The sequence below is a fragment of the Zafaria cholistanensis genome (assembly GCF_008580665.1).
Taxonomy (GTDB): Bacteria; Actinomycetota; Actinomycetes; order Actinomycetales; family Micrococcaceae; genus Zafaria; species Zafaria cholistanensis.
The window spans coordinates 37,223-63,076 of the sequence record NZ_BKDJ01000004.1; the positions used below are offsets into that span (position 1 = coordinate 37,223).

At 71.9% G+C, this 25,854-nt stretch carries 22 protein-coding genes; 6 read left to right on the forward strand and 16 right to left on the reverse strand.

Annotated elements, in window-relative coordinates:
- Positions 1-95: 95 nt before the first annotated feature.
- From NCCP_RS05175 to dxr, 6 genes are all read right to left on the reverse strand, one after another.
- Positions 96-1,007, reverse strand: a complete 912-nt coding sequence (locus NCCP_RS05175; RefSeq protein ID WP_172627307.1) for a GNAT family N-acetyltransferase — start codon at positions 1,005-1,007, stop codon at positions 96-98.
- Positions 961-2,127, reverse strand: a complete 1,167-nt coding sequence (gene ispG / locus NCCP_RS05180) for a flavodoxin-dependent (E)-4-hydroxy-3-methylbut-2-enyl-diphosphate synthase (protein ID WP_149956186.1) — start codon at positions 2,125-2,127, stop codon at positions 961-963. The genes NCCP_RS05175 and ispG overlap by 47 nt, the downstream gene beginning before the upstream one ends.
- A 108-nt stretch (positions 2,128-2,235) precedes the next feature.
- Positions 2,236-2,535 carry a YciI family protein gene (locus NCCP_RS05185; RefSeq protein WP_149956187.1) on the reverse strand — a complete coding sequence of 100 codons (300 nt, stop codon included), beginning with the start codon at positions 2,533-2,535 and terminating at the stop codon, positions 2,236-2,238.
- 135 nt (positions 2,536-2,670) lie between these two features.
- Positions 2,671-4,449, reverse strand: a complete 1,779-nt coding sequence (locus NCCP_RS15195; RefSeq protein ID WP_149956188.1) for a hypothetical protein — start codon at positions 4,447-4,449, stop codon at positions 2,671-2,673.
- 107 nt (positions 4,450-4,556) lie between these two features.
- Positions 4,557-5,909, reverse strand: coding sequence for a M50 family metallopeptidase (locus NCCP_RS05195; RefSeq protein WP_149956189.1), 1,353 nt, complete (start codon positions 5,907-5,909; stop codon positions 4,557-4,559).
- On the reverse strand, positions 5,906-7,138 hold the full coding sequence (dxr, locus tag NCCP_RS05200; RefSeq protein ID WP_149956190.1) for a 1-deoxy-D-xylulose-5-phosphate reductoisomerase: 1,233 nt from the start codon (positions 7,136-7,138) through the stop codon (positions 5,906-5,908). The genes NCCP_RS05195 and dxr overlap by 4 nt, the downstream gene beginning before the upstream one ends.
- 132 nt (positions 7,139-7,270) lie before the next feature.
- On the opposite strand from dxr, the gene NCCP_RS05205 reads away from it, so the two are divergent.
- Positions 7,271-7,993 carry a TetR/AcrR family transcriptional regulator gene (locus NCCP_RS05205; RefSeq protein ID WP_149956191.1) on the forward strand — a complete coding sequence of 241 codons (723 nt, stop codon included), beginning with the start codon at positions 7,271-7,273 and terminating at the stop codon, positions 7,991-7,993.
- Between the two features lie 9 nt (positions 7,994-8,002).
- Here the strand turns inward: NCCP_RS05205 and NCCP_RS05210 are convergent, their stop codons facing one another.
- Genes NCCP_RS05210 through NCCP_RS05230 form a run of 5 tightly spaced genes read right to left on the reverse strand, consistent with a single transcriptional unit; the run spans position 8,003 to position 14,329 of the window.
- The gene (locus NCCP_RS05210; RefSeq protein WP_149956192.1) at positions 8,003-8,863 is read right to left on the reverse strand and encodes an HpcH/HpaI aldolase/citrate lyase family protein; all 861 of its coding nucleotides are present in this window, start codon (positions 8,861-8,863) and stop codon (positions 8,003-8,005) included.
- Positions 8,860-9,360: a MaoC family dehydratase gene (locus tag NCCP_RS05215; protein ID WP_149956193.1), complete on the reverse strand. Its 501-nt coding sequence runs from the start codon at positions 9,358-9,360 to the stop codon at positions 8,860-8,862. Before NCCP_RS05215 ends, NCCP_RS05210 begins: the two co-directional genes overlap by 4 nt.
- Positions 9,361-9,373: 13 nt before the next feature.
- Positions 9,374-10,537: an acyl-CoA dehydrogenase family protein gene (locus NCCP_RS05220; RefSeq protein ID WP_149956194.1), complete on the reverse strand. Its 1,164-nt coding sequence runs from the start codon at positions 10,535-10,537 to the stop codon at positions 9,374-9,376.
- Position 10,538: 1 nt separating this feature from the next.
- Complete coding sequence (locus tag NCCP_RS05225) at positions 10,539-12,719, reverse strand: acetyl/propionyl/methylcrotonyl-CoA carboxylase subunit alpha (RefSeq protein WP_149956195.1); 2,181 nt, start codon at positions 12,717-12,719, stop codon at positions 10,539-10,541.
- A gap of 2 nt (positions 12,720-12,721) precedes the next feature.
- Positions 12,722-14,329, reverse strand: a complete 1,608-nt coding sequence (locus tag NCCP_RS05230) for a carboxyl transferase domain-containing protein (RefSeq protein ID WP_149956196.1) — start codon at positions 14,327-14,329, stop codon at positions 12,722-12,724.
- 348 nt (positions 14,330-14,677) lie between these two features.
- Between NCCP_RS05230 and NCCP_RS05235 the strand changes: the two genes are divergently transcribed.
- Positions 14,678-15,142 (forward strand): GNAT family N-acetyltransferase, encoded by a 465-nt coding sequence (locus NCCP_RS05235; RefSeq protein WP_149956197.1) that lies wholly within the window; start codon positions 14,678-14,680, stop codon positions 15,140-15,142.
- Positions 15,143-15,283: 141 nt separating this feature from the next.
- On the opposite strand, the gene NCCP_RS05240 is transcribed toward NCCP_RS05235, so the two are convergent.
- From NCCP_RS05240 to NCCP_RS05260, 5 genes are all read right to left on the reverse strand, one after another.
- The gene (locus tag NCCP_RS05240) at positions 15,284-16,924 is read right to left on the reverse strand and encodes a dihydrolipoamide acetyltransferase family protein (protein WP_149956198.1); all 1,641 of its coding nucleotides are present in this window, start codon (positions 16,922-16,924) and stop codon (positions 15,284-15,286) included.
- A complete protein-coding gene (locus tag NCCP_RS05245) occupies positions 16,908-17,969 on the reverse strand; it encodes an alpha-ketoacid dehydrogenase subunit beta (protein WP_149956199.1) in 1,062 nt (353 codons plus the stop codon). Before NCCP_RS05245 ends, NCCP_RS05240 begins: the two co-directional genes overlap by 17 nt.
- The gene (gene pdhA, locus NCCP_RS05250) at positions 17,966-19,225 is read right to left on the reverse strand and encodes a pyruvate dehydrogenase (acetyl-transferring) E1 component subunit alpha (protein ID WP_225873688.1); all 1,260 of its coding nucleotides are present in this window, start codon (positions 19,223-19,225) and stop codon (positions 17,966-17,968) included. The genes NCCP_RS05245 and pdhA overlap by 4 nt, the downstream gene beginning before the upstream one ends.
- A 337-nt stretch (positions 19,226-19,562) precedes the next feature.
- Positions 19,563-21,119 (reverse strand): solute symporter family protein, encoded by a 1,557-nt coding sequence (locus NCCP_RS05255; protein WP_216364667.1) that lies wholly within the window; start codon positions 21,117-21,119, stop codon positions 19,563-19,565.
- A gap of 62 nt (positions 21,120-21,181) precedes the next feature.
- Positions 21,182-21,583, reverse strand: a complete 402-nt coding sequence (locus NCCP_RS05260) for a DUF485 domain-containing protein (protein ID WP_149956201.1) — start codon at positions 21,581-21,583, stop codon at positions 21,182-21,184.
- A 231-nt stretch (positions 21,584-21,814) separates the two neighbouring features.
- On the opposite strand from NCCP_RS05260, the gene NCCP_RS05265 reads away from it, so the two are divergent.
- From NCCP_RS05265 to NCCP_RS05280, 4 genes are all read left to right on the forward strand, one after another.
- Entirely contained in the window at positions 21,815-23,032 is a 1,218-nt protein-coding gene (locus NCCP_RS05265; RefSeq protein ID WP_414727703.1) for a sensor histidine kinase, read from the forward strand.
- Between the two features lie 86 nt (positions 23,033-23,118).
- Positions 23,119-23,832, forward strand: coding sequence for a LytR/AlgR family response regulator transcription factor (locus NCCP_RS05270; protein ID WP_149956202.1), 714 nt, complete (start codon positions 23,119-23,121; stop codon positions 23,830-23,832).
- 128 nt (positions 23,833-23,960) lie between these two features.
- Positions 23,961-24,281: a hypothetical protein gene (locus NCCP_RS05275; protein WP_225873689.1), complete on the forward strand. Its 321-nt coding sequence runs from the start codon at positions 23,961-23,963 to the stop codon at positions 24,279-24,281.
- Positions 24,278-25,741 carry a sodium/solute symporter gene (locus NCCP_RS05280; protein ID WP_149956203.1) on the forward strand — a complete coding sequence of 488 codons (1,464 nt, stop codon included), beginning with the start codon at positions 24,278-24,280 and terminating at the stop codon, positions 25,739-25,741. The genes NCCP_RS05275 and NCCP_RS05280 overlap by 4 nt, the downstream gene beginning before the upstream one ends.
- Positions 25,742-25,854 lie beyond the last annotated feature (113 nt).

Consider the following 25,854-nt stretch of genomic DNA (forward strand, 5'->3'; position numbering starts at 1 on the left):
AGGGTTTCCCCGGGGGGATCGCCTCCAAATTTACCCGCCGCACGCGCGCAGGGCCCAATGGCGCCGCGGTCGCGGCGCCATTGGGCCCTGCGCGCTCAGAACAGCACGGTGGCGAACTCTCCGGTCTGGCGGAATCCCACCCGGCGGTAGGTGGCCAGCGCGGGCGCGTTGTAGTCGTTGACGTACAGGCTGGTCACGGGGGCCACCGCCAGGGCGCGGCCGGCGACCGCGGCCATGTAGGGCGCGGCCAGGCCGCGCCCGCGGTGGGCCGGCGCCACCCAGACGCCCTGGATCTGCGTGGCGCGCGGTGACACGGTTCCCAGTTCCGCCTTGAACAGCACCTGGCCGGTCTCGTCGAGGTCCACGAAGGAGTGTCCCTGGCGGATCAGCGAGCGGACGCGGGCCCGGTAGTAGGAGCCTCCGCCGGTCAGCGGGGAGTAGCCCAGCTCCTCCTCGAACATCGCCGAGCAGGCGGGCAGGACGGCGTCGTAGTCCGCCTCGGTGGACAGCCGCAGGCCCGGGGCCGGCGGGATGTCGGGGGCCCGGTCCAGGACCATGAGCGGCTGGGACGAACGCACGTCGAAGGCCCGCTGCCCTCCCTCCCGCAGCCTTTCCCACAGGGCCAGGACGGCTTCGGCGGGCCCGAAGATCGAGGAGTAGCTGCGGCCCAGCGGCAGCAGCGCGGCGGCAATCTCCGCCGCGGCCCCGGCCGAGGCCTGGACGGGAACCAGGTTCGCCCCCACCCAGCAGGCCGATTCGAGGCGTTCGCCATCGAACCGTCCCACCACCATGCCGCCGCTGCCGGTGGGCGCGGCCGTGCCGGTGCAGTCCAGCTGGGCATCGAGGAAGACGTTGGCCACCGGATCCCGGGCGACGAGCGCGCGCAGGGCCTGGGTGTCCTCGTCCGCCAGGACGCGCACGGTGGCGCTGAGCCGTTCCCCGCCGTCGCGCCGTCCCCTGCTAGCTGACGGTAACCACGGGGCCACTTTGGACAGGATCCTCGCCATCTCCGTCGCCCGCTTCCTCGGCGATGCGCATCGCCTCTTCAATCAGTGTTTCAACAATCTGGTCCTCAGGCACGGTCTTGATGACTTCGCCCTTAACAAAGATCTGCCCCTTGCCGTTGCCCGAGGCGACCCCGAGGTCGGCCTCGCGCGCCTCGCCGGGGCCGTTGACGACGCAGCCCATGACGGCCACGCGCAGCGGAACGGTCATGCCCTCGAGTCCGGCGGTCACCTGCTCCGCCAGCGTGTACACGTCCACCTGGGCACGGCCGCAGGAGGGGCAGGAGACGATTTCCAGCTTGCGGGGGCGCAGGTTCAGCGACTGGAGGATCTGGTTGCCGACCTTGACTTCCTCCACCGGCGGTGCGGACAGGGACACGCGGATGGTGTCCCCGATGCCCTTGGAGAGCAGCGCTCCGAAGGCGGTGGCGGATTTGATGGTGCCCTGGAAGGCCGGGCCCGCCTCGGTCACGCCCAGGTGCAGGGGCCAGTCGCCGCGTTCGGCCAGCAGCTCGTAGGCACGCACCATGATCACCGGGTCGTTGTGCTTGACGGAGATCTTGAAGTCGTGGAAGCCGTGCTCCTCGAACAGCGAGGCTTCCCACACCGCGGACTCGACCAGGGCCTCCGGGGTGGCCTTGCCGTACTTCTTCATCAGGTCCGGGTGCAGCGAGCCGGCGTTGACGCCGATGCGGATGGACGTGCCCGCGTCCTTGGCCGCCTGCGCGATTTCCTTGACCTGGTCGTCGAACTTGCGGATATTGCCGGGGTTGACGCGCACGGCGGCGCAGCCGGCGTCGATCGCGGCAAAGACATACTTTGGCTGGAAGTGGATGTCGGCGATGACCGGGATCTGTGACTTCTTGGCGATGATCGGCAGCGCCTCGGCATCGTCGGCCGAGGGGCAGGCCACGCGGACGATGTCGCAGCCTGCGGCGGTCAGCTCGGCGATCTGCTGCAGCGTGGCGTTGATGTCCGTCGTGGGGGTGGTGGTCATCGACTGCACGCTGACGGGGAAGTCGGAGCCGACGCCGACCGGTCCGACCTGGATCTGGCGCGTCTTGCGGCGGGGCGCGAGGACGGGCGGCGGGGCGGACGGCATTCCGAGGCTGACCGGGGTCAAGTTTTCCTCCGTGGGTGGTGCGTGGAAGGGTTGTAGTCCAATTATCCCCCCGGGAGGCGGGACAGGCAGCGGAGGGCGGGACCCTCCGCTGCCGGGAGCGGCTGCGCCCTACTGGGCGTAGTGGGAAAGTTCGCCCGAGGCGGGGATCCAGCCGGTGATGCGCAGGGCCGCAACAAAACCCTCTGCGTTGAAGGGGTCGCGGGCCAGGGCCGCCGCGAGGTCCTCCTCGGAGGGGGCGGCGAAGATCAGCAGCGCCCCGCTGCCATCGGCGTAGGGACCGGAGGCGATGAGGGAGACGTTGCCGCTCTCCTTGAGCGAGGTGAGGAAGGCGCGGTGGCCCGGACGGTGCTCGTCCCGTCCGGCCTCGGTTCCGGGGGCGTAAACGTATTCAACGGCGAAGACACTCATGGCCCCCAGCCTACCGGGCGAGGGACCCGATGCGAGCGCCAGCGAGCGTCGGGAGCCCGGGAGGCGCTACCGGGCGAGGGACCCGATGCGAGCGCCAGCGAGCGTCGGGAGCCCGGGAGGCGCTGCGGCCATCGGCTACTGGTAGGAGACGAACCAGGGCTTGGGTCCGACCTCCGAGTAGGTCTGCTTGGGGCTGAAGGTGGGTTTGTCCTCGTCGATGAAGTTCTTCCAGGCCATCCGGATTCCGGGCGGCAGGCCGCGGCGCAGGGCGTTCCAGGTGTCCTGTTTCTGGCCGGGGGTTCCGTGCCCGTCCGCGTGCAGGACCAGCGCCAGTTCGGGGTGTCCGGTCTCCAGGCTGGCCCGGTCGCGGATCATGCCCAGCTGGAACTGGTGCAGGATGAGCATTTTCTGCGGCAGGGCATGCTCGCGGACCAGCCCAGCCAGCCAGGCCGACACCTTGTTGATCTCTGCCGCCTCGACGGACCCGATCTGGACCATGTGCCGCTGGTTTGGCCCCAGCCGCCATTCGGGGTCCAGCGCCAGGCCCACGTTCGGGCGCTTGAGCAGTTCCTCGTACCGCTTGGCCTGCACCAGGAAGTCGTTGCGCCCGGGCTGCAGGTCCAGCACCACGTAGACACCGGCCTCCGCGGCCGCGTCGATCCACGGTTCCAGCTTCTCCACCGCGGTGTAGGCGGAGTACTTTCCGTCCGGGCCGGCATGTGCGGTCGCCACGGTGGTGATGATCTCGAAGGCCGGCTGGACGGTCTCGTCGCTGTAGGGCTGGTATTCGGCGGCCAGCTTTTTGGCCCGGGCTATCGATGCCTCGATGTCCTGCTCCCCCAGCAGGCCCAGCGAGGGCGTCCCGGGGTGGCCGTACAGCGCCACCATCCGCCGCTGCGGAAAGAGGAGCTGTCCTCCGCCGGGCAGTTCGGTTCCGGCCGCTGCGGTGGCCGCCGTCGACGCGAAATCCTCGGCGCTGCCGAACCCGTCCCCCGCGGCGACCACCAGCCCTCCCGCGCGTTCGGCGAAGAAGGCCCGGTTCCGTTCGGCCCGCGGATCGGCGGTGGCCAGTTCCGCCACTTCCGCCCCTGCCGCCTGGGCGGTCGCCGCCACGGCGGCGAGTCCGGCCGCGCCCGGCCTGCCCGGATCCTTCAGGTGCACGACGGCGGCGCGGCCCCCCGCGGGGGCCGCGGCCTCCGGGAGGCGGGTGCTGCCGGGGGCGGCGGCGCTGATGCCGGGGAGGAAGGACGTGTCCTCCACCCCGTAGGCCTCGACGGACCCGACGCCGAGCCGTGAAAGTTCCGCGGCCACCGCGGCCCGGGCACCCGCCCCGTCCTCCGCGCCTTCCGGGGCGGAGCCTTCCTCCGCGTCCTCCGCGGTGCTGCCGTCCTCCGCGGTGCTGCCGTCCTCCGCGGTAGTGCCGTCCTTGGCCGCCCCGGTTTCGCTCGCCTCGGGCGGTGCTGTCCGTCCGGGAACCAGCAGCAGGGGAACGCCCAGGGCGCGGGCACGCTCCGCGGCCTGGACCACGGCGCCGTCCGCCTCGGAGGCGAGGACCGCAACGCGGGCGGTGGCGAAGAAGGTGCGGCTGGCTGCCACCGCGGCGGCGGCAGGGGTCCCGGAGATACGGACGTATCCCGCGTCCCGGGCCGCCGGGACAGCCAGGCGTCCATCCCCGGCCGCCGGCGGAAGGAGTCCTTCCGGGCCGGTGGCCTCAGCAACCGGCCCGGACCCTGAAGGGCCGGTGCAGCCGGCAAGCGCCAGCGCTCCCGCCACGGCCAGCGCGAGCGCGCGGCCCGCCCGGCGCCCGAAGCTGCGGTGCCCGAAGCTGCGGTGCCCGGAACTGTGGTGCCCAACCAGGACCCACGGGAGCGTGCGCGGGCGGGGGTGGAGCGTGCGGTCGGGCGTCTGCGTCATCGGGATCCCTTCGTGGCGACCGCGCCCGGACCGCCGGCGGGCGGCGGGCACGGCGTGGTGCATCCCCCAGCCAACCAAACCTGCCCGCCCGGGGCAACAGGGCCCGGTCAGCCGAAGAGGTTGACCGGCTTGACGATGTCCGCGTAGATCAGCAGCACGCCCATGCCCAGCAGCAGCGTCGCCACCACATAGGTGAGCGGCAGCGCCTTCGCGATGTCCACCGGGCCCGGGTCCCTGCGGCGGAACACCCTAGCGACACCGCGGCGCAGCGCTTCCCAGAGGGCGCCGGCAATGTGCCCGCCATCCAGCGGCAGCAGCGGGATCAGGTTGAAGACGAACAAGGCGATGTTCAGCCCCGCCACCAGGCCCACCAGGGTCGCCGCCCGGTTTTCCACCGGAACGTCCTCCATGGCGCTGACCTCCCCGGCGATGCGCCCGACGCCCACCACCGAGACCGGACCGTCCGGATCGCGCGGCGCATCCGAGAAGGCTGCCTGTCCAACGGCGACCAGGCGGGCCGGCAGGTCCAGGACGATGGCCGCCACGTGGGTCACGTTCTCCCACACCATGGCCGGAACCTCGGTGACCGGCTGCCGGATCAGGCGCGCTTCGGCGCCCATGCCGATGAAGCCGGCCTGGACGGTGGCCATGGTCCCGTCCGCCGTGGCGACGGGGTTGCCGTTGATGTCCAGCTGGGGCCGCTCGGTGAGCAGCGGGGTGATGGTGGTGGCGTGCTCGGTGCCGTCGCGCAGGTAGGTTACGGCGACCTCGTGGCCCGCCTCGGCACGGATCATTTCGGTCAGGACCTGCCAGTCGGCCTCGCCAAGCCGCTGGCCGTTGAAGGAGGTGATGACGTCCCCGGGGCGCAGGCCGGCGGCATAGGCCGGTGCCTGCGGGTCCCCGGCCCGGCAGCCGTCGCCGGTTCCCGAGCGCTGCTCCTGCTGGTCCAGCGGCACCACGCACCGGTAGACCTCCGAGACCGTGGTGGTGGACTGCAGGGTGCCGAAGCCGGTGATCAGCACGCCGATCAGGACGGTGCCGATGAGCAGGTTCATGGCGGGGCCGCCCAGCATGATGACCACGCGCTTCCAGACCGGGAGCTTGTAGAACATGCGGTTTTCGTCACCGGGCTGGAGCTGCTCGGCGGAGGCCCTGCGGGCGTCGTTGGCCAGCTGCTGGAACATGCCGGTGCTGGTTTGGCGCACCTCCTCGCCGTCCCTGGCCGGCGGGTACATGCCGATCATCGAGACAAACCCGCCCAGCGGCAGCGCCTTGAACCCGTACTCCGTCTCGCCCCGCCTGCGGGACCAGATGGTGGGCCCGAAACCGATCATGTACTGCGGCACACGCACCTTGAACAGCTTGGCGGGCACCAGGTGCCCCACCTCGTGCAGGGCGATCGAGACGGCAACGCCAAGGGCGACGAAGAGGACACCGAGGATGAAAAGCAAAACGGTCACAGAAGCCCCAAACGTTCGTGGGCGCGGTTTCGTGCCCAGTCCTCGGCGGCCAGCACCGCACCCACGGTCAGTTCGGTGCCCGCCACGGCACCGGCGTCGTACTCCTCCACCACGGCGGCGACCGAATCCACGATGTCCAGGAAGCCGATCCGCCCGGCGTGGAAGGCCTCCACGGCTTCCTCGTTGGCTGCGTTGTAGACGGCCATGTGCGTGGGCGAGGCGGCGGAAGCCTGCTTGGCCAGGCGGATGGCGGGGAAGGCCTCCTCGTCCAGCGGCTCGAAGGTCCACGCCGCGGCGGCGGACCAGTCGCACGGGGCGGTGGCGCCGGGCACCCGGGCCGGCCACCCCATCCCGAGGGCGATCGGCAGGCGCATGTCCGGCGGCGAGGCCTGGGCGATCGTGGAACCGTCGATGAACTCCACCATCGAATGCACCACCGACTGCGGGTGGACCACGGCCTCGATGCGTTCCAGCGGGATGCCGAACAGCAGGTGGGCCTCGATGACCTCCAGGGCCTTGTTGACCATGGTCGCGGAGTTGGTGGTGACCACCTTGCCCATGTCCCAGGTGGGGTGGGCGAGCGCCTGCGCGGGAGTCACCGCGCGCAGGCGCCCGCGGTCCCAGCCGCGGAACGGGCCGCCGGAGGCGGTGACCACCAGCCGGGCGACCTCCTCCGGCGTGCCGGCGCGCAGCGCCTGGGCCAGGGCGGAGTGCTCGGAGTCCACCGGGACCAGCTGGCCGGGCGCGGCCGCGCGCCGGACCAGGTCGCCGCCGACGATCAGTGACTCCTTGTTGGCCAGGGCCAGCAGGTGGCCCGCGTCCAGGGCGGCCAGGGTGGGTGCCAGCCCAATGGATCCGGTGATGCCGTTGAGCACGACGTCGGCTCCCGGCCAGGCGGCGATCTCCGCCGCCGCGCCGGGGCCGGCAAACAGCTCCGGCGCATAGCCGGCGGCACCGGCGGCCGCCGCCCGCGCGGCGATGGCAGCGCGCAGTTCCCCGGCCGTGCCGCGGGCGATGCCCACGGCCTCCGCCCGGGTATGCACGGCCTGCTCGGCGACCAGGCCGACGTTTCCGCCGCCGCAGAGCGCGACGACCTCGAAGCGTTCCCGGGCCTGGTCGGCCACCTCGATGGCCTGGGTGCCGATGGACCCGGTGGATCCGAGCAGGACCACGCGGCGGCGGGCATCCGTGGGGGGCGGGGTGAAGGGGAGGTTCTGGCGGGAAGTCACCTCCCGATTATCCCCCGCCGGCCAGGCTGTTCCCTGACGGCCCGGCTGTTCCCTTCCGGCCAGGCGATCCCCTGACCGCTTGTGCCGCCCGCTGCCGTTGCCGAGGTGGGGCTCCGCGCCTAACCTGATGGCGTGAGCGAAGAGAACCGTGCAGCCGGCAGGGGACCCGATGCCGGCACTTCCCCGGCAGGCATACCCGCGGCCGGCCCCTCGGGGGCCGGTGCACAAGACGTGCGCCAGCGGATCCTGGAGGCCGCCATCGATCTCTTCGGGGTCCGCGGCGTGGCGGGCACACCGACGCGGGCCATCGCGGAGGCCGCCGGGGTGAGCACGTCCCTGCTCCTTCACCACTACATCTCCAAGGATTCCCTGGCCGTCGACTGCGAGGACTACGTGGTCCGGACCATCCTCGAGGAAAATCTCGGGGGCCACGGCCCGGCCGAGGCCGCGGCCCGGCTGCTGGACGACCCGAAGCTGGAGAGCCGCCTGCGCTTCATTGCCCGCCAGGTGACGGACGGGTCCCGCTCGGGCGGGCGCATGTTCGACCGGCTGGTCAAGGAAGCCAAGGCCGGGATCTCCAGGGACCCGGCCGGGATGCGGTGGAAGGCAACGTCGGATCCTGATGTCCTCGCGGTGGTCCTGGCGATGCACGCCATGGCGCCGCTGCTGCTGGCCGACCACCTGGCCCGCCATTTCGGCACCGTGCCGTACTCCGCCGAAACCCTGCGGCGGATGGGACCGGTGCTGATGGAGCTGTACGCCAACGGCATCATTGAGCCGAATGCCGGCGGCGCCAGGCAGCCTTCGGGGCCGGAAGCCCCCGGCCGGCCGGGCGGGGGCAGGCACGCCGGGTAGCAGGACCCTTCAGGCCGGCCCGTCCGTGGCGGAGTGCCCGGCCCGCCTGAGCACCGCGCGCGCATGCCGCAGCAGCGGCTCATCGACCATCCGCCCGTTGAAGCGGAACACCCCCGCCTGCCCGGCGGCCGCATCGAGCAGGGCCCGCGCGGCGGCCGCTTCCGCCGGGTCGGGGGCGAACGCGGCACGCACCATGCCCACCTGTCCGGGGTGGATGCAGGCCTTTGCCGCAAAGCCCGACGCCGCCGCGTCCCGCGCCTCCGCCTCCAGCCCGGCCGCATCCTCCAGGTCCAGGTACACGGCGTCGACCGCTGCCTTCCCCTGCGCCGCCGCGGCGAGCAGCACCGCGGAACGGGCATGCAGGGCCACCGCCCGGTAGGCGCCCCCGTCCTCCCGGCTCGATGTTCCGCCCAGCGAGGCGATAAGGTCCTCCGCGCCCCACATCAGCGCGAGCGTGTTCGGCTCCGCCGCCAGCGCGGCCGCGTGCAGCACGCCGGCGGCGGTCTCGCACAGCGCCACCACTCCATACCCGGCCAGGGCGCGCACGTCGCCGGGGTCCTGTGCCTTGGGAAGCATGAGGGTGCGGTAGGCGGTGGTGCTCAGGGCGGCGAGGTCGGCGGCGAAGTCCGCGGTGCCGGCGGGGTTCACCCGCACCAGCGTGCGTTCGGGGTCCAGCCGGCTGGCCGCGACCGCCTCGCGTGCCGCGGGCTTGTCCGCAGGCGCGACCGCGTCCTCGAGGTCCAGGATGACCGCATCCGCCCGGGCAGCGGCCTTGGCGTAGCGGTCGGGCCGGTCCCCCGGGCAAAAGAGCAGCCCCGCGCCGAACGGAAAAGCCCCCGGGTCCTCCGGCGGGGAATCGGACCCGGTCATTCCCGGCTCCTGTCGCGGGCCGCGGCGTGGCCGGCCCGCGTCCACATCAGGACCGTCCGGGTGGCCTGAGCCACCACGACGCCGTCCTGGTTGCGGCCGGTGTGGCGGAAGGCCACGATGCCCTGCCCCGGACGCGAGGCCGAGAGGCGCCGCGCCGAGACCTCGCTCTCGGTGTAGAGGGTGTCGCCGTGGAAGAGCGGATGCGGGAAGGCGGCCTCGGAGACGCCCAGCTGGCCCACGACGGTGCCTTGGGTCAGCTGGCCCACGGACTGGCCCACCATCGTCGAGAGCGTCAGCATCGAGTTGACCAGCCGCTGCCCGAACGGCTGGGTGGCGGCGAAGGCCGCATCCAGGTGCAGCGCCTGCGTGTTCATCGTCAGCGTGGTGAACAGGACGTTGTCCGCCTCGGTAATGGTCCGGCCCGGCCGGTGCACGTAGATGGCGCCGGGCTCCAGCTCGTCGTAGTACAGCCCGCGTTCCTCGATCCTGCGGTCCATGGTTTTCCCCTCCTCACAGGCCCAGCCCGCGGGCAATGAGCATCAGTTGGACCTCGGTGGTGCCCTCGCCGATCTCCAGGATCTTTGAATCCCGGTAGTGCCGGGCCACCGCGGTCTCGTTGATGAACCCGTACCCGCCAAAAACCTGGGTGGCGTCGCGGGCATTGTCCATCGCCGCCTCCCCGGCCACCAGTTTGGCCATCGCCGCCTCCGTCTTGAACGGCCGGCCGGCCAGCATCCGCTCGGCGGCCGCGTAGTAGGCCAGCCGGGCGGTGTGGGCGCGCACCTGCATGCGGGCGATGCGGAACTGGATGCCCTGGTAGGTGCCGATCGCCGCACCGAATGCGGTGCGCGTCTTGGCGTAGCGGACGGCTTCGTCCACGCAGCCCTGGGCGGCGCCGGTGGCCAGCGCGGCGATCGCGATGCGCCCCTCGTCCAGGGTGGCCAGGAAGTTGGCGTAGCCGCGGCCGCGTTCGCCCAGCAGGTTGCCCTCCGGGACCCGGACCCCGGCCAGGGTGAGCGGGTGCGTGTCGGAGGCCCGCCACCCGACCTTGTCGTAGGCCCTTTCGGCCCGGAATCCGGGGGTGCCGGCGGGGACCAGGAACGTGGAGATCTCCTTGCGGGTGCTGCCGTCCGCTGCGGTGGCGGTTCCGGTCACCGCGGTGACCGTGACCAGTTCGGTGATGTCGGTGCCGGAGTTGGTGATGAACTCCTTGGTCCCGTTGATGACCCACTGCCCGTCCTCGAGGCGCGCGGTGGTGCGGGTGGCCCCGGCATCGGTTCCGGCCCCGGGTTCGGTGAGCCCGAAGCCGGCGAGCGCCTGCCCGGAAACCAGTTGCGGCAGCCAGCGTTCCTTCTGTTCCTGGCTGCCGAAGCGGTACAGGGGCATGGCCCCCAGGCACACGGCGGCCTCAAGCGTGATCGCCACCGACTGGTCCACCCGCCCGAGCTGTTCCAGGGCCAGGGCCAGGGCGAAAAAATCCCCGCCCTGGCCGCCCCATTCCTCGGGGAACGGCAGCCCGAACAGGCCCAGCTCCCCCATCTGGCGCACGACGTCGTACGGGAAGCTGTGCTCGGCGTCGTGCCGGGCCGCGACGGGGGCGACCACCTGGTCGGCAAAGTCGCGGACCATCTCCACGAGGTCGCGGTATTCCTCACCGAGTTCGAATCCGGGCATGTCAGCCGCCTTCCTGGGGTAGCTCCGCGGGGGGATGGACAACGGCGAGGAGCTGGTCCCGGCGGACGGGGTCTCCGACGGCGGCCAGGACCGTCACGGTTCCGGCAACCGCCGCGGTCAGCCGGTGTTCCATCTTCATGGCCTCCACGGCGACCAGCAGCTGGCCGGCCTCGACCCGGTCCCCGTTGGAGACCGGGACCGCAACGACGGTGCCCGGCATCGGCGAGCGGACTTCAGGGCCGGGCCCGGCCGGGGCGCCCCCGCCGGCCTTTCCGGGGTCCGCAAGCCGGCGTTCCAGCAGTTCGCGGCGGGTGGGCCGGTGCACCTTGGCGCTCCATCCCTCGGCCGAGACCCAGGCCTCCCCGTAGCCGGGTGGCGGTTCCGCCCCCGGCGTTCCCCTCCCCCCGGCCGTGGCGGGCAGCCATGCGTCCTGGCGGAGTCCGATCGAGAGGGGGAAGCGCCGCCCGTTCACCGTGGCCGTGTCGGAGTCGTAGGCCTCCGCCGGGGCCACCCGGTGGACGGTGCCGTCGATCTCCAGCACATAGTCGGTGCCCGCGGCCCCGGGGGTGCCCAACACCGCCACGTCGCGGCTGCCGTCGCGCGTCTCGAGCGTGAGCAGGCGCGGGCGCGGGGTCCCCAGCCTCCAGCCGTCGCGAAGGTCCCAGCTCCCGCCGTGCCCTCCGGTGCCGTTCCCGCCGCCGTCGTGCAGGTACCCGGGAGGCTGCCCGCCGGCGTCTTCCGCCTCCAGGTACCGGGCCGCGATGGCGGCCAGCTGCTCCTCGGTGACCCACCGGCCGGGCTGGGTGCCGCGGCGTTCGATCAGCCCGGTGTCCAGCCGGCCGGCGCGCACGTCCGCATCGGTGACCAGGAAGCGCAGGTGCTCCAGGTTGGTGTGCACCCCCAGCACCACCGTTTGGGCCAGGGCCTCGTCCAGCCGGCGCAGCGCGGTCTCCCGGTCCTCGCCCCAGGCGACGATCTTCGCCAGCATGGGGTCGTAGTGCTCCGGGACCGGGGTGGTCTCCTCCAGCAGCGAATCGACGCGGACGCCCTCCCCGAAGGGCTCGCGCACCCCGTAGGCGATGCCCGGCGAGGGCAGGAAGCCGTTGGACGGGTCCTCCGCGTAGACCCGGGCCTCCACCGCGTGGCCCACCTGCTCGACGTCGGACTGCGGGACCTCCAGCGGCTCCCCGGCTGCGATCCGGACCTGCCAGGCGACCAGGTCCAGCGGTTCGTCCCCGAGCCAGACCGTTTCCTCCGTCACCGGATGCTCCACCTGCAGCCGGGTGTTCATCTCCATGAAGAAGAACTCCCCCGGGGCGTCGGCGGAGACCAGGAACTCGACGGTCCCGGCCCCGACGTACCCGACCGAGCGGGCCGCCGCGACCGCGGCGGCCCCAAGCCGGTCCCGGATCAGGGACCCGTCCGGCAGCGATTCCAGCAGCGGGGACGGGGCCTCCTCGACCACCTTCTGGTGGCGCCGCTGCAGCGAGCATTCGCGCTCGCCGAGGTGGAGCGTGGTGCCGTGCCGGTCCGCGAGGACCTGGACCTCCAGGTGGCGGGGTGAACTGATGAGGCGTTCCAGCAGGAGGGTGTCGTCGCCAAAAGCGCCCCGCGCGGTGCGCCGGGCTGCGGCCAGGGCCTCGGGCAGCTCCCGGGGGGTGGCCACGGCGACCATGCCCTTGCCTCCACCGCCGGCGGACGGCTTGACCAGCAGCGGGTACCCGACGGTGCCCGCCACGGCCATCAGCTCCTCGTCGGTCATTCCGGGCTCGCCCGCGCCCGGAACCACCGGCACGCCGTGCGCCGCAACCTGGTGGCGGGCCCTGATCTTGTCCCCCATCACCTCCAGCGCCTGCGCGTCCGGGCCGATGAACACGATCCCGGCCGCGGCCAGGGCCTGCCCGAACGCCGCGTTCTCGGAGAGGAACCCGTAGCCCGGATGCACCGCCTGCGCCCCGGCCCGGCGGCAGGCCTCGACCACGGCCTCAATCTCCAGGTAGCCTCCCGGCGCGGGTCCCAGCGACAGCGCCAGGTCGGCCTCGCGCACGTGCCGCGCACCGGCGTCGGGCTCCGTGTAGACGGCCGCCGAGCGGATCCCCAGCGCGCGCAGCGTGCGGATGATCCGGCAGGCGATCTCGCCGCGGTTGGCGACCAGGACGGTGTCGAACGGGGGCGCTGGCATGCTCACATCCTGAAGATGCCGAAGGAGGTCTCCGGCAGGGGTTGGCGGGCCACCACGTCCAGGGCCAGGCCCAGGACGCGGCGGGTGTCCGAGGGGTCGATGACGCCGTCGTCCCACAGGCGTGCGGTCGAATGGTAGGGGCTGCCCTGCTCCTCGTACTGCGCGCGGATGGGCCCGGTCAGTTCGCGTTCCTGCTCCGCGGTCCAGGTCGCGCCGGAAGCCTCGGCCTGGTCCCGCTTGACCGTGGCCAGCACGGAGGCGGCCTGGGCTCCGCCCATCACGGAGATCCGCGCCGCCGGCCACATCCACAGGAAACGCGGCGCGTAGGCGCGCCCGCACATCGAGTAGTTGCCGGCGCCGAAGGAACCTCCAATGACGACGGTCAGCTTCGGCACCCGGCACGTGGCGACGGCGGTGACCATTTTGGCCCCGTGTTTGGCGATGCCTCCGGCCTCGTACTCGCGGCCGACCATGAATCCGGAAATGTTCTGCAGGAAGAGCAGCGGGATGCCCCGCTGGTCGCACAGTTCGATGAAATGGGCGCCCTTGAGCGCGGATTCGGAGAACAGCACGCCGTTGTTGGCCACGATGCCCACCGGATGCCCGTGGATCCGGGCGAACCCGGTGACCAGGGTGGGGCCGCAGGCGGCCTTGAACTCGTGGAAAACGGAACCGTCCACCAGCCGGGCCACCACCTCGCGCACGTCGTAGGGGACGTTCACGTCGGCGGGCACCGCGCCGTAGAGTTGGCCGGGCTCCACTGCCGGGGGCACCGGGTCCGCCACGTCCCAGGCGGGGCGGGCGGGCGGCGGGAGCGTGGCGACGATGTCCCGCACGATCGCCAGGGCATGCGCATCGTCCTCGGCCAGGTGGTCCGCCACCCCGGAGACGCGCGTGTGCAGGTCCCCGCCGCCCAGTTCCTCCGCCGTCACTGTTTCCCCGATGGCCGCCTTCACCAGCGGCGGCCCGCCGAGGAAGATCGTGCCCTGGTTGCGCACGATCACCGTCTCGTCGCTCATGGCCGGCACGTAGGCCCCGCCGGCGGTGCAGGAGCCGAGCACCGCGGCGACCTGCGGGATGCCGCGCGCCGACATCCTGGCCTGGTTGTAGAAGATGCGCCCGAAGTGCTCGCGGTCCGGGAAGACCTCGTCCTGCAGGGGCAGGTACGCCCCGCCCGAATCCACCAGGTACACGCACGGCAGGGCGTTCTCCAGCGCGATCTCCTGCGCCCGCAGGTGCTTTTTCACAGTGAGCGGGTAGTAGGTTCCGCCCTTCACGGTGGCGTCATTGCACACCACCATGACGTGGCGGCCGTGGACCAGTCCGATCCCGGCGATCAGTCCCGCCCCCGGGCAGTCCCCGCCGTACATCCCTTCGGCCGCCAGCGGTGCGATGTCCAGGAACGGCGAGCCGTCGTCCAGCAGCCGGTCCACCCGCTCCCGCGGAAGCAGTTTGCCGCGCTCGAGGTGCCGCTGCCGGGCCGCTTCCGGCCCGCCGCGCGCCACCGCGGCCAACCGCTCGCGCAGCTCGGCGGCGAGCGCGCGCTGGGCGGCCTCGTTGGCACGGAACGCCTCCCCTGCCGGTTCCACCCGCGACGTCAAGGTCCGCATTGCAGCCTTCCCGTTGGCCCACCCCGCCTGCCGTGCCCGCACCGTGTCCTGCGGCGTGAGGATGGGCCGCGGCGGACACCCGGTTAACGCGGGCTAACTGGACCCGAGGCTAGTAAGGGCCCCGCGCAATGTCCAGTAAATGGATCCCCGGTGGAAACCCGCGAAAACAGTGACCCGCCGCGCCCGGGAGGATGCCGTGACGGATGCCCCCTCCGGCCGCAGCCAGGCCGGGCAGCTGGTGTGGCTGCGGCCCGGCGCAAACGACTCCTGGAGGACATGGCATGGGCGGCCTTGTGCGCACCGGTACGCTAGTGTCCAGCACGCCGTCGTGACAGAGAGGTATCAACCGTGAAGCTTCGCCCCGTGGAGCCCGCCGATTTGGACCGCTTCTTCGAGTTCCAACAGGACCCGGAAGCAAACCAAATGGCAGCCTTCTCCGCCAAGAACCCTGCCGACCGCGGGGTTTTTAATCTCCATTGGCAGCAGCTCCTGGACGATCCCCAGATCACCGTGCGCACCATCGAGCACGACGGCGAGGTGGTGGGTTCCGTGTTGGCCTACCCCAACGACGGCTGCCAGGAGATCAGCTTCTGGACGGGCAGGCGCTTCTGGGGCCAGGGCCTGACCACTGCGGCGGTGGACGCGTTCCTCGCCGAATTCAGCACCCGTCCCATCCGGGCGCGGGTGGTGACCGACAACATCGGCTCCCAAAAGATCCTCGAGCGCCGCGGTTTCGTCGTGGTTGGCGAAGCCGACGGCTTCGCCAACGCGCGCGCCGCCGTCGTCAAGGAATACATCATGGAACTGGCCTAGCGCGGCTGCCCCGCGCGAAGCACCCCGGCGGCCGGCGCCTTCCTCAGGGAGGGCGCCGGCCGCCGTTGCGCCGCAGCGGGCCCGGGTCACCGTGATCCGGGCCGGCGCATCGTCATCCAGGCCAGCGCAGGGCCATCCGGGTCAGAGCATTGCGATGAGCATCGCGGGGTCCGAAAGAATGGTGCCGACGTCGACCAGGAAGCGTGATGCTTCCTCCCCGTCAACCACCCGGTGATCCACCGACAGACTCAGCGTCACCACGTCCCGCAGGGCGACCTTGCCGCGGTGATCCCAGGGCCGGCGGGCCACCTGGCCCAGCGCGAGGATCCCCGCCTCTCCCGGATTGAGGATGGGCGTGCCCGCGTCGACGCCGAAGACTCCCACGTTGGTGATGGTGAAGGTGCCTCCGGTGAGCTCATGCGGGGTGGTGGTCCCCGCGCGTGCCGATTCCGCCAGTCCGGCCAGCGACCGTGCCAGATCCGCCAGCCCCAGCGCCTGCGCGTCCTTGATGTTGGGCACCAGCAGCCCGCGCGGGGTGGCTGCGGCGATGCCGAGGTTCACGTAGTTGAACCGCACGATCTGTCCCGCGCCCTGGTCCCAGCGGGCATTGAGCGCCGGGGTCTGTTCCAGGGCAAGGCACACCGCCTTTGCGGCCAGGGCCAGCGGTGTCGGCTTGGCGTCGGCAAACGCCGGATGCTGGCGCAGCTTGCCCAGCAGTTTCATGCCCGCGGTGGCATCGACGGTGAGGAACTCAGTGATGTGCGGGGCGGTGAACGCGCTGGCGGACACCGCGGCCGCCGTGCGCATCCGCACCCCGTGGATGGGGATCCGCTCCTCCCGCGGGCGCCCGCCGAACGTCCGGGGCGGGGCCGCCGCGAGCTGTCCGGAGGCGACCTGTCCGGAGGCCGCCTGTCCGGGCAGGGGCTGTTCAGGCAGGGTTTGTTCGGGCGTTACCTGTCCGGGCGTTACCTGTTCGGGCAGGGGCTTCTCCGGAGCGGCCTGTCCGGGACCGGGGTGCCCGGCTCCGGCGCCGCGGACCGCCGCGTGGTGCGCCGCCTCGATGTCGGCCCGGGTGATCAGCCCGTGGTCCCCGGTCCCGGTGACCGTGGAGAGGTCGACGCCGAGGTCGTGGGCCAGCTTGCGCACCGGCGGGGTCGACCGCGGACGCTCGCCCGGGCCGCCTTCCGATTCCGGACCCTCCGGCCCGCCGCCGGGGACGGCCCCCCGGTCCCCCTGGAGGTGTGGTCCGGCGTGGGCCTGCCCGGCGGGCGGTTGCCCCGCGGCGGCCCCCGTTGCCGCGGGCCGGCCCCGGCGGGGCCTGCGCACCGGGTGGCCGGTGGGCTCGGGTTCGGCCCCGTAGCCGACCAGCGTGGGCCGGCGCCCGGCGGGAGCGGTTCCGCCGGCACCGGACGGGCCTGTTCCGGCGGCACTCCCGCTGCCCTGGCCGGCACCCCCCTGATCGGCGCTGTCCGGAGCCGCACTGCCGGGACTGGCACTGCCGGGACGCGCGGCGGTGCCGGGCTCGCCCGCCTCGTCCGGGACGTCGAAGGCGATCAGCGGGCTGCCCACCTCCACCAGTGCGCCCGGATCGGCGAAGAGTTCGGCCACCGTACCGGCGTAGGGCGAAGGCAGTTCGACGACGGCCTTGGCCGTCTCCACATCCGCCAGGGTTTGGTTCAGGGCGACGGAGTCCCCCACCGCGACCCGCCAGGCAACGATTTCCGAATCGGTCAGGCCTTCTCCAAGATCGGGCAGCCGGAACAGCTTACGCACGGTGGTCATCTCCCCCTCCTTGGGCTTCCGCGACGTTCCCCGGGACGCCGCTGAGCGAGTTGGGGCGGCCGAGCACCCGGTCGACCCCGTCGAGGATCCGGTCCAGGTCCGGCTGGTGGTGGCGCTCCGATTTGGCCGGGGGGTAGGGGATGTCGAAGCCGGTGACCCGCACCGGAGCATGCTCCAGGTAGTCGAAGCAGCGCTCGGTGACCGTCGCGGCGATCTCCGCCCCCAAGCCGCCGGTGCGTGGGGCCTCGTGGGCAATCACCAGCCGCCCGGTGCGCCGCACCGAAGCCTCCAGGGCCGCCGAGTCCAGCGGAGCCAGCGAGCGCAGGTCGATGACCTCGATGCTGGTGCCCTCATCCGCGGCTGCCGCGGCGGCGTCCAGGGCCGTCTTGACCATCGCCCCGTAGACGACCAGGGTGGCGTCGGTGCCCGGGCGCACCACCCGGGCCGAACCCATGGGCAGGACACGGGGATCGGTTGCGGGCTCGGTGTCCAGGTCCACCTCGGCGGTGTCGTGGTAGCGCCGCTTGGGTTCGAAGAACACCACCGGGTCCGGGCAGGCGATGGCCTGCTGGATCATGGTGAAGGCCTCCTGCGGGTTGGACGGGCTGACCACGCGCAGCCCCGCGGTGTGGGCGAAGTAGGCCTCCGGAGCCTCCGAATGGTGCTCCGGGGATCCGATGCCGCCGCCGAAGGGGATGCGGATGGTCAGGGGCATCACGACCCTGCCGCGGGTGCGGTAGTGCAGCTTGGCGACCTGGGCGACGATCTGGTCGAAGGCGGGGTAGACGAAGCCGTCGAACTGGATCTCCACCACGGGCCGGTATCCCCGATAGGCGAGCCCCACGGCGGTGCCCACAATGCCGGACTCGGCCAGCGGGGTGTCCAGGACCCGGTGCTCCCCGAAGTCCTTCTGCAGCCCGTCAGTGATGCGGAAAACCCCGCCCAGCCGGCCGATGTCCTCCCCCATCAGGACCACCTTGGGGTCCCGCTCCATGGCGCGGCGCAGGCCCTCGTTCAGGGCCTTGGCGAAGGTGATCCCGCTCATCGGGCCACCTCCGTGCCGTGGGCCGCACTCGGTGCCGCACCGCCCGGAGCCCCCGGGCCGCCGTCGGGGTTCTTCCCCGTGCGGGCGTCGTCCCCGGTGCGGGCCTGGTCCCCAAATTGGGCCTGGTCCCCAAATTGGGCCTGGTCCTCAAATTGGGCGAGGTACAGGGCGTACTCGCGGCGCTCGCGTTCGAGCTGTTCGTGGGGGGCCGCGTAGACGTGCTCGAAAAGGTCCAGCGGGCCGGGGTCCGGCAGCCGCACCACCTCGCGGCGCAGCCGTGCGGCGACCTCGTCGGCCGCCCGCTGCAGTTGCGCCCGCAGCTCCTCCGGGTCATGGCCTCGGGAAACCAGGTAGGCCTCCACGCGGGCGAGCGGGTCCCTGGCCTTCCACAGGTCCAGTTCGTTGGGGTCGCGGTAGCGGGTGGGGTCGTCGGCCGTCGTGTGCGGGCCCATGCGGTAGGTCACCGCCTCGATGAACGCGGGGCCGCTGCCGGAGCGGACCCGGTCCAGCGCGCGCCGGGTCGCGGCCAGGCAGGCCAGGACGTCGTTGCCGTCCACCCGCACTGACGGGATGCCGAAGCCGGCCGCCCGGCCGGCCAGCGGCGCGTGGGCCTGCACCCGAACCGGTTCGGAGATGGCCCAGTGGTTGTTCTGGCAGAAGAACAGCACGGGGGCCTGGAAGCTGGCGGCAAAAACCATCGCCTCGTTAACGTCGCCCTGGCTGGTGGCGCCATCGCCGAAGTAGGTGATGGTGGCCGCATCCGAACCGTCCAGCCTGGTCCCCAGGGCGTAGCCGGCCGCATGCAGGGTCTGCGCCCCGATCACGATTTGCGCCGTGCCCATGCCGAATTCCATCGGGTCCCAGCCGGACAGGGCGGCGCCGCGCCAGAGGCGCAGGACCTCCAGCATGTCCACGCCGCGGCAGTAGGCGACCCCGGTTTCGCGGTAGGAGGGAAAGATGAAGTCGTCCGTGCGCAGCGCCCGCGCGGAGCCGATCTGGGCGGCCTCCTGGCCCAGCAGGGGGGGCCACAGGCCCACCTGGCCCTGGCGCTGCAGGGCCGTGGCCTCGAGGTCCACGCGCCGCACCACGGCCATGTCGGTCAGCAGGCGCACCAGCGCGGCGTCGTCCACGTCGGAAACCCAGGGATCGAGGTCGGGGCTTGCGGTCCGTTCGCCGGTGGGCCCGATCAGTCGCAGGACGTCGTCGTCGCTGCCGGGGGCAGGAGGGGTGGAATCGAGTAGGGACACGGTCGGCATCCTTTGCATCGTTGTCCCGCGGACCCCGCCCACCGGTGGGCCGGGCGGTGTCCGCGCGGGTCCGCGGCGCCATTGCCGCGGCCTACCCGTGACGATACCCACGGGCCGGGACCGGCACAACCACCGTTTCCCCGCGGGAATCGGGCCGGTTTGGGCCGGGCCTGCGCGTCCGGTCCCGCCCCTGCGGGGACACCGGAGACGGGACACCGGGGATGCGTACACAAGAGGACGACGGCGGCAGTTTCCTGCCGCCGTCGTCCTCGCCTGCGGGACATGCCCGGGACCCGGGTCCCCTCCCGTGTCGGTGAAGCCGGCACCGGAGGGCCTGTCCGGTGCGCTAGTGTTCGACTGCCTTCTCGGCACCCACGCCGGTCAGGGAGCGAACCTCCATCTCCGCCTGCTTGATGGGGTCCTCGACGCGCTTGTCCAGCACGGTGCCCAGCCAGCCGAGGAAGAACGCCAGCGGAATGGAGACGATGCCGGGGTTCTTCAGCGGGAAGATCGCGAAGTTCGCGTCCGGGATCATCGCGGTCGGGTTCCCGGACATGACCGGGGAGAACACGATCAGCACCAGCGCCGCGGCCAGGCCTCCGTACATCGACCACACTGCACCCTGGGTGCTGAACTTCTTCCAGAACAGGGAGTAGATGATGGTCGGCAGGTTCGCCGACGCGGCAACCGCGAAGGCCAGCGCCACCAGGAAGGCCACGTTCTGGCCCTGGGCGCCGATGCCGCCCACGATGGACAGGACGCCGATCACCACCACGGTGCGGCGGGCGACCTTCACCTCCTGCTTCGGGGTGGTCTTTCCCTTGGCGATCACGCTCGCATAGATGTCGTGCGCGAAGGAGGCGGCCGCGGTGATGGTCAGGCCGGCCACCACCGCAAGGATGGTCGCGAACGCCACCGCGGAGATGACGCCCAGCAGCAGCGGGCCGCCCAGCTCGAACGCCAGCAGCGGTGCGGCCGAGTTGACGCCGCCGGGGGCGGCCTTGATGCGGTCCGCGCCGATCAGTGCGCCGGCCCCGTAGCCGAGCACCAGGGTGAAGAGGTAGAACCCGCCAATGAGCCAGATGGCCCAGACCACCGAACGGCGCGCTTCCTTGGCGGTGGGCACCGTGTAGAAGCGCATCAGCACGTGCGGCAGGCCCGCCGTGCCCAGCACCAGGGCCAGCCCCAGGGAGAGGAAGTCCAGCTTGGTGGTGGCGTTGGCCCCGTACTGCAGGCCGGGGTTCAGGATAGCCTCGGTGCCGGCGCTGGCGACGGCGTCGCCCAGCAGGGCGGAGAAGTTGAACCCGTACAGGGCCAGGACCCAGATGGTCATGGTGAACGCTCCGGCGATCAACAGGCCGGCCTTGATGATCTGCACCCAGGTGGTGCCCTTCATGCCGCCAACCAGCACGTAGAGGATCATGAGGGCGCCCACCACGGTGATGACCACCGACTGCCCCACCCTGTCATCGATGCCCAGCAGCAGGGAGACCAATCCGCCGGCGCCGGCCATCTGGGCCAGCAGGTAGAACAGGCACACCGCCAGGGTGCTGATGGCGGCGGCGATGCGCACCGGGCGCTGCTTCAGGCGGAAGGAGAGGACGTCGGCCATGGTGAACTTGCCGGTGTTGCGCAGCAGTTCGGCGACCAGCAGCAGGGCCACCAGCCAGGCAACCAGGAAGCCGATCGAGTACAGGAACCCGTCGTACCCGTTAATGGCGATGGCTCCGACGATGCCCAGGAAGGACGCGGCCGAGAGGTAGTCCCCGGCGATCGCGGTGCCGTTCTGGCCGCCGCTGAAGGAACGCCCGCCGGCGTAGTAGTCGGCTGCGGTCTTGTTGTTGCGGCTGGCCCGCAGCACCACCACCAGGGTGACGCCCACGAACAGGCCGAAGATGAGCATGTTGATCAGCGGGTCGCCGACCTTGGTCGTTTCGGTGGCCGCGGCGTTGACGATCAGGGCGTTCACTTGGCGTCCCCTTCCTGCGCGCCCTCCAGGCGGAGGCGGATCGCCGTGGCCTTGGGGTCGAGCTTCTTGTTGGCGAAATGCACGTAGGCGGCGGTGATGACGAAGGTGGACACGAACTGGAGCAGGCCAAGGGCCAGGCCAACGTTGACGTTGCCGGCCAGCTTGATGGACATGAACGCCGGGAAGTAGGCGGCGAGGATGACGTAGACGAAGTACCAGACCAGGAAGACCACCGTCATGGGGAAGACGAACCCGCGGTGGGTCCGGCGGACCTCTTGGAACTCGGGGCTCGCCTGGGTCTCGCGGAAGTCCTCCCCGGTGGGGACGGGGGCGGCGTGCGCGCCATGGCCGCCCGGGGGGACCTCCGGACGGACGTCGGGAGAGGGGATGCTGCCCATGGTTCCTCCTAGAACGGGACATCGGCAAGGGTGATGCACATCACTTTGGCTGCTTGGCCGCGCCGTGTGAAGCACTTCACACCAGCCCTCCGCCGGGCGGCGCCGCTGGTGCGCCGGACGGCGGGGAAGCAGCGCCGAGCGGTGGGCTGCGGGCGACGAACGGCGGCTTCGCCGGCAGGGAACAGGTGCTTCCCGGGTCCCCGGGACAAAGCCGCTCGCTAGGCTGGCCCCATGATGCCAATGGCCGTGCAGGCCACCCTGATTGCGACGATTGCCGTGGTGGGCACCGCCGTCGTCGCCTTCCTGGTGGCGCGCTGGGTGCGTTCGAGCCGTGACCTGGGGACCGCCGCCGGAAGGGCCACCTTCGAGGCCCTGCACACCGCCTCCCTGGCTGCTCCGCACCTGCGCCACGGGCTCACCCCCGAAGGAGCCGCCAGGGCCGCCCGGCACCTGCGCGGGCTGTTGGGGTGCGAAACCCTCGTCATCACGGACACCGCGCAGGTGCTGGCCACCGACGGCGCGCCGCTCTCCCCCGCCCCCTCCAGCCCCAATCCCTCCGGCCCCAGCCCCTCCAGCCCCATGGACCTGGCCGCGGCGGCGCTGACGGCGCGCCACACCGTGGTGCGCCGGCTGGATGCGGGCCACGCGGTGTTCGCCCCCATCATCGTCCAGGGCCGTGCGGCCGGCGCCGTGGGCGCCTACACCACGGGGGCGGATGCCGCCCAGGTCCGGGCCGTCACCGAGGTCGCGGCGTGGGTCGCCGCGCAGGTGGGGCTGGCCGAGCTGGACGAATCCCGCACGCAGCTGGCCGAGGCCGAGGTCCGGGCCCTGCGCGCGCAGATCAGCCCGCATTTCATCTACAACAGCCTCAACGCGATCGCCTCCTTCATCAACACCGATCCGCAACGGGCCCGCAGCCTGGTGGTCGAGTTCGCCGACTTCACCCGCTACACCTTCCGCCGGCACGGGGACTTCACCACCCTGGCGGAGGAACTGCAGGCGATCGACCGCTACCTGCTGCTGGAGAAGGCACGGTTCGGGGACCGGATCCGGGTTCGGCTGCAGATCGCCCCGGAGGTCCTGGGGACGGAGATTCCGTTCCTGTCGCTGCAGCCGCTGGTGGAGAACGCCGTCCGGCACGGCCTCGAATCCAAGGACGGCGGAGGACTGGTGACGATCGCCGCGCACGACAGCGGCAACTACGCCGAGATCACGGTGGAGGACGACGGCGTCGGCATGGACCCGGAAACCCTGCGCTCGGTCCTGGCCGGAACCACCGAGGGCCTGCACGTGGGGCTGCGGAACGTCGACGTGCGGTTGCGCCAGGTCTACGGCGAGGGCCACGGCCTGGTGGTGGACACCGCGCCGGGCGCCGGCACCCTCATCACGCTGCGCGTGCCCAAGACGCGTCCCGGGAACGGCGGCCCCACCGCGGGCCCCCAGTCCTGAGGCGGGGCCCTCGGCTCCTACCGTTGCGGAGCCTCCCGCCCCTCGCTTCGCTCGGGCCGGGGCCCTCGGCTCCTACACTGGGAACCATGATCAACGTGGTGGTTGTGGACGATGAAGCGCCCGCCGTCGAGGAGCTTGCCTACCTGCTGTCCCAGGACCGGCGGGTCGGGCGGATTCACCGGGCCATGTCCGGAGCCGAGGCGCTGCGTGCGCTGGAGGAATTCCCCGTCGACGCGCTCTTCCTGGACATCCACATGCCGGCCCTCTCCGGCCTGGACCTCGCCCGCGCCGTCTCGCGTTTTACCCGGCCCCCCGCCGTCGTCTTTGTCACCGCCGACGAGGCGCAGGCGCTCGAGGCGTTCGACCTCGCCGCCGTCGACTACCTGCTCAAGCCCGTCCGGCCCGAACGGCTCGCCGAATCGGTGCGCCGGCTCTGCGAACTGGTGGAGGAGCCCAGCGAAAAACCCGAACTTGTCACGGTCGACCAGGGTGGCACCACCCGGCTGATCCGGCGCGACGAAATCCGCTACATCCAGGCCCAGGGGGACTATGCGCGCCTGCACACCGGAGGAGCGAGCTACCTGATCCGGGTTCCCCTCAACGACCTCGAACGGCAGTGGGCGTCCGGCTTCGTGCGGATCCACCGGTCCTACCTGGTGGCGATGGACCGGATCGACCGGGTCAGGCTGCAGGGAGGCAAGGCGTCCGTCGTCGTCGAGGGCACCGAGCTGCCCGTGAGCCGGCGCGCCCTGCCCCAGCTGCGCGGACGGCTGGACGCCAGCCGGGTGCGCCCGCTGTGACCGGCGGCGAAGACGGTCCCGCGCCGGCGGATCCCACCCCGCCCGGCCCCCATCCGCCCCGCCCCCTGCCGCAGCAGGGCTTCACGCCCACGGATTCGGAGACGCCGGTCCCGCCCCCCAGGGTGCGCGTGACCGCACCGGCCGGCGCCCTGCCACCCCCGCGGACCAGGGCACCGGACCCGGCCGCCAATTTCTACGTGCGCTCGCTGGTGCGCTCGCAGCTGCGGCTGGCGGTGTCCGTCGCGCTCGGCTTCGTGGTGGTCCTGGTGGGCATGGCCCTGCTGCTGGCGCTGTGGCCGGATATCCACGGGCTGCGGCTGTTCACCGTACCGCTGCCGTGGATCGCGCTGGGGATCGGCGTCTACCCGCTGCTGGTGGTCACGGCCGTCCTCTTCAACCGGGCCGCGGCGCGCAACGAGGCCCGCTACCGGGAAATCGCCCGCCAATGAACACGGCGCTGTCGCTGGCCGCAATTGCCGCCGTCTGCGCCGCCACGGCCCTGATCGCGATCAACGGGCTGCGGATTTCGCGCACCACCGACGACTTCTACGTCGCCTCGCGCACCGTGCGCCCCTGGTGGAACGCCTCCGCCATCGGCGGTGAATACCTCTCCGCCGCCAGCTTCCTCGGGGTCGCCGGGCTGATCGTGCTCGCCGGCCAGGACGCGCTGTGGTTCCCCATCGGCTACACCGCCGGCTACCTGATGCTGCTGCTCTTCGTGGCCGCCCCGCTGCGCCGCTCCGGTGCCTATACCCTGCCGGACTTCGCGCAGATCCGCCTCGGTGGCCGCGCCGCCCGGACCGCCACCGGCGCCCTCGTCGTCGTGGTGGGCTGGCTGTACATCGTCCCGCAGCTGCATGGGGCCGCGCTGGCGCTGGAGATCGCCGCCGGGGCGCCGGGCTGGGCCGGAGCCGGCCTGGTCATGGCCGTGGTGTGCGTGACCGTCCTCTCCGGCGGAATGCGTTCGATTACCTTTGTCCAGGCCTTCCAGTACTGGCTCAAGGTGGTGTCCCTGGCGGTCCCGCTGGTGTTCGTGCTGCTGCGCCTGGGCTCCGAGGGCATCTCCCCCACCGCGGACGGCGCGGCCTTCGGACCGGGGCCCGCGATGATGACCGGATTCGGGCTGTACGGCACCATCTCCCTGATTTTGGCCCTGCTGCTGGGCACGCTGGGCCTGCCCCACGTGCTGGTGCGCTTCTACACCAACCCGGATGGACCCTCCGCCCGGCGCACCACGGTGCTCGTGGTGGGGCTGCTTTCCCTGTTCTACCTGTTTCCGATCGCGTTCGGCATCCTCGGCCGGACCTTCGCCGCCGACCTGCCGGGGGCCGGAACCGCCGACGCGACCGTGCTGCTGGTGCCCGCCCGCGTCCTGGGCGGGACCGCCGGGGACCTGTTGGGGGCCCTGGTGCTGGGAGGGGCGTTCGCGTCGTTCCTGTCCACGTCTTCGGGCCTGGTCGTCTCGGTGGCCGGGGTGATCAGCCAGGGCCTGTTCCACGGCACCGTGCGCGGCTTCCGCATCGCCACCGTCCTTTCCTGCACCGTTCCGCTGCTGCTGGCCCTGGCCAGCGGCAGCAACGCGCTGGCCGGCTCCGTGGGCGCGGTCTTCGCGTTTACCGCTTCCACGCTGTGCCCGTTGCTGCTGCTGGGGATCTGGTGGCGCGGGCTGACCTCCGCCGGCGCCGTGGCCGGAATGGTGACCGGTGCGCTGGCCTGCGGCACGGCGCTGCTTTGCGCCGCCGCGTTCCCCCAACTGCCGCCGCCGGCCGGAGAGCTGTTCTCCAGGCCCGCCGCCTGGACCGTTCCGCTGGCCTTCGCAGTGATGGTCGGCGTCTCCCGGGCCACCCGGGCACGCGGCGAGGAAGCCATCGACCGCGTCATGGCTCGGCTGCACACCCCTGAGCGGTAGGTGGGCGGGGTGGCAGGCAGGCGGGGGCGGGCACCGCGGGCCGCACCGCCGGCCGGCGCACAAAAAGGCGGTGCCGGCTCCCGGAGGGGAACCGGCACGGCGCAGCGCAGGCG

Coding starts and splice junctions, on each gene's coding strand:
- NCCP_RS05175 (WP_172627307.1), bottom strand. CDS start 1,007: ATGGCGAGGATCCTGTCCAAAGTGGCCCCGTGGTTACCGTCAGCTAGC.
- NCCP_RS05185 (WP_149956187.1), bottom strand. CDS start 2,535: ATGAGTGTCTTCGCCGTTGAATACGTTTACGCCCCCGGAACCGAGGCC.
- NCCP_RS15195 (WP_149956188.1), bottom strand. CDS start 4,449: ATGACGCAGACGCCCGACCGCACGCTCCACCCCCGCCCGCGCACGCTC.
- NCCP_RS05210 (WP_149956192.1), bottom strand. CDS start 8,863: ATGACCGGGTCCGATTCCCCGCCGGAGGACCCGGGGGCTTTTCCGTTC.
- NCCP_RS05215 (WP_149956193.1), bottom strand. CDS start 9,360: ATGGACCGCAGGATCGAGGAACGCGGGCTGTACTACGACGAGCTGGAG.
- NCCP_RS05220 (WP_149956194.1), bottom strand. CDS start 10,537: ATGCCCGGATTCGAACTCGGTGAGGAATACCGCGACCTCGTGGAGATG.
- NCCP_RS05225 (WP_149956195.1), bottom strand. CDS start 12,719: ATGCCAGCGCCCCCGTTCGACACCGTCCTGGTCGCCAACCGCGGCGAG.
- NCCP_RS05230 (WP_149956196.1), bottom strand. CDS start 14,329: ATGCGGACCTTGACGTCGCGGGTGGAACCGGCAGGGGAGGCGTTCCGT.
- NCCP_RS05240 (WP_149956198.1), bottom strand. CDS start 16,924: ATGACCACCGTGCGTAAGCTGTTCCGGCTGCCCGATCTTGGAGAAGGC.
- NCCP_RS05245 (WP_149956199.1), bottom strand. CDS start 17,969: ATGAGCGGGATCACCTTCGCCAAGGCCCTGAACGAGGGCCTGCGCCGC.
- pdhA (WP_225873688.1), bottom strand. CDS start 19,225: ATGCCGACCGTGTCCCTACTCGATTCCACCCCTCCTGCCCCCGGCAGC.
- NCCP_RS05255 (WP_216364667.1), bottom strand. CDS start 21,119: ATGCTCATCTTCGGCCTGTTCGTGGGCGTCACCCTGGTGGTGGTGCTG.
- NCCP_RS05260 (WP_149956201.1), bottom strand. CDS start 21,583: ATGGGCAGCATCCCCTCTCCCGACGTCCGTCCGGAGGTCCCCCCGGGC.
- NCCP_RS05265 (WP_414727703.1), top strand. CDS start 21,815: ATGATGCCAATGGCCGTGCAGGCCACCCTGATTGCGACGATTGCCGTG.
- NCCP_RS05270 (WP_149956202.1), top strand. CDS start 23,119: ATGATCAACGTGGTGGTTGTGGACGATGAAGCGCCCGCCGTCGAGGAG.
- NCCP_RS05280 (WP_149956203.1), top strand. CDS start 24,278: ATGAACACGGCGCTGTCGCTGGCCGCAATTGCCGCCGTCTGCGCCGCC.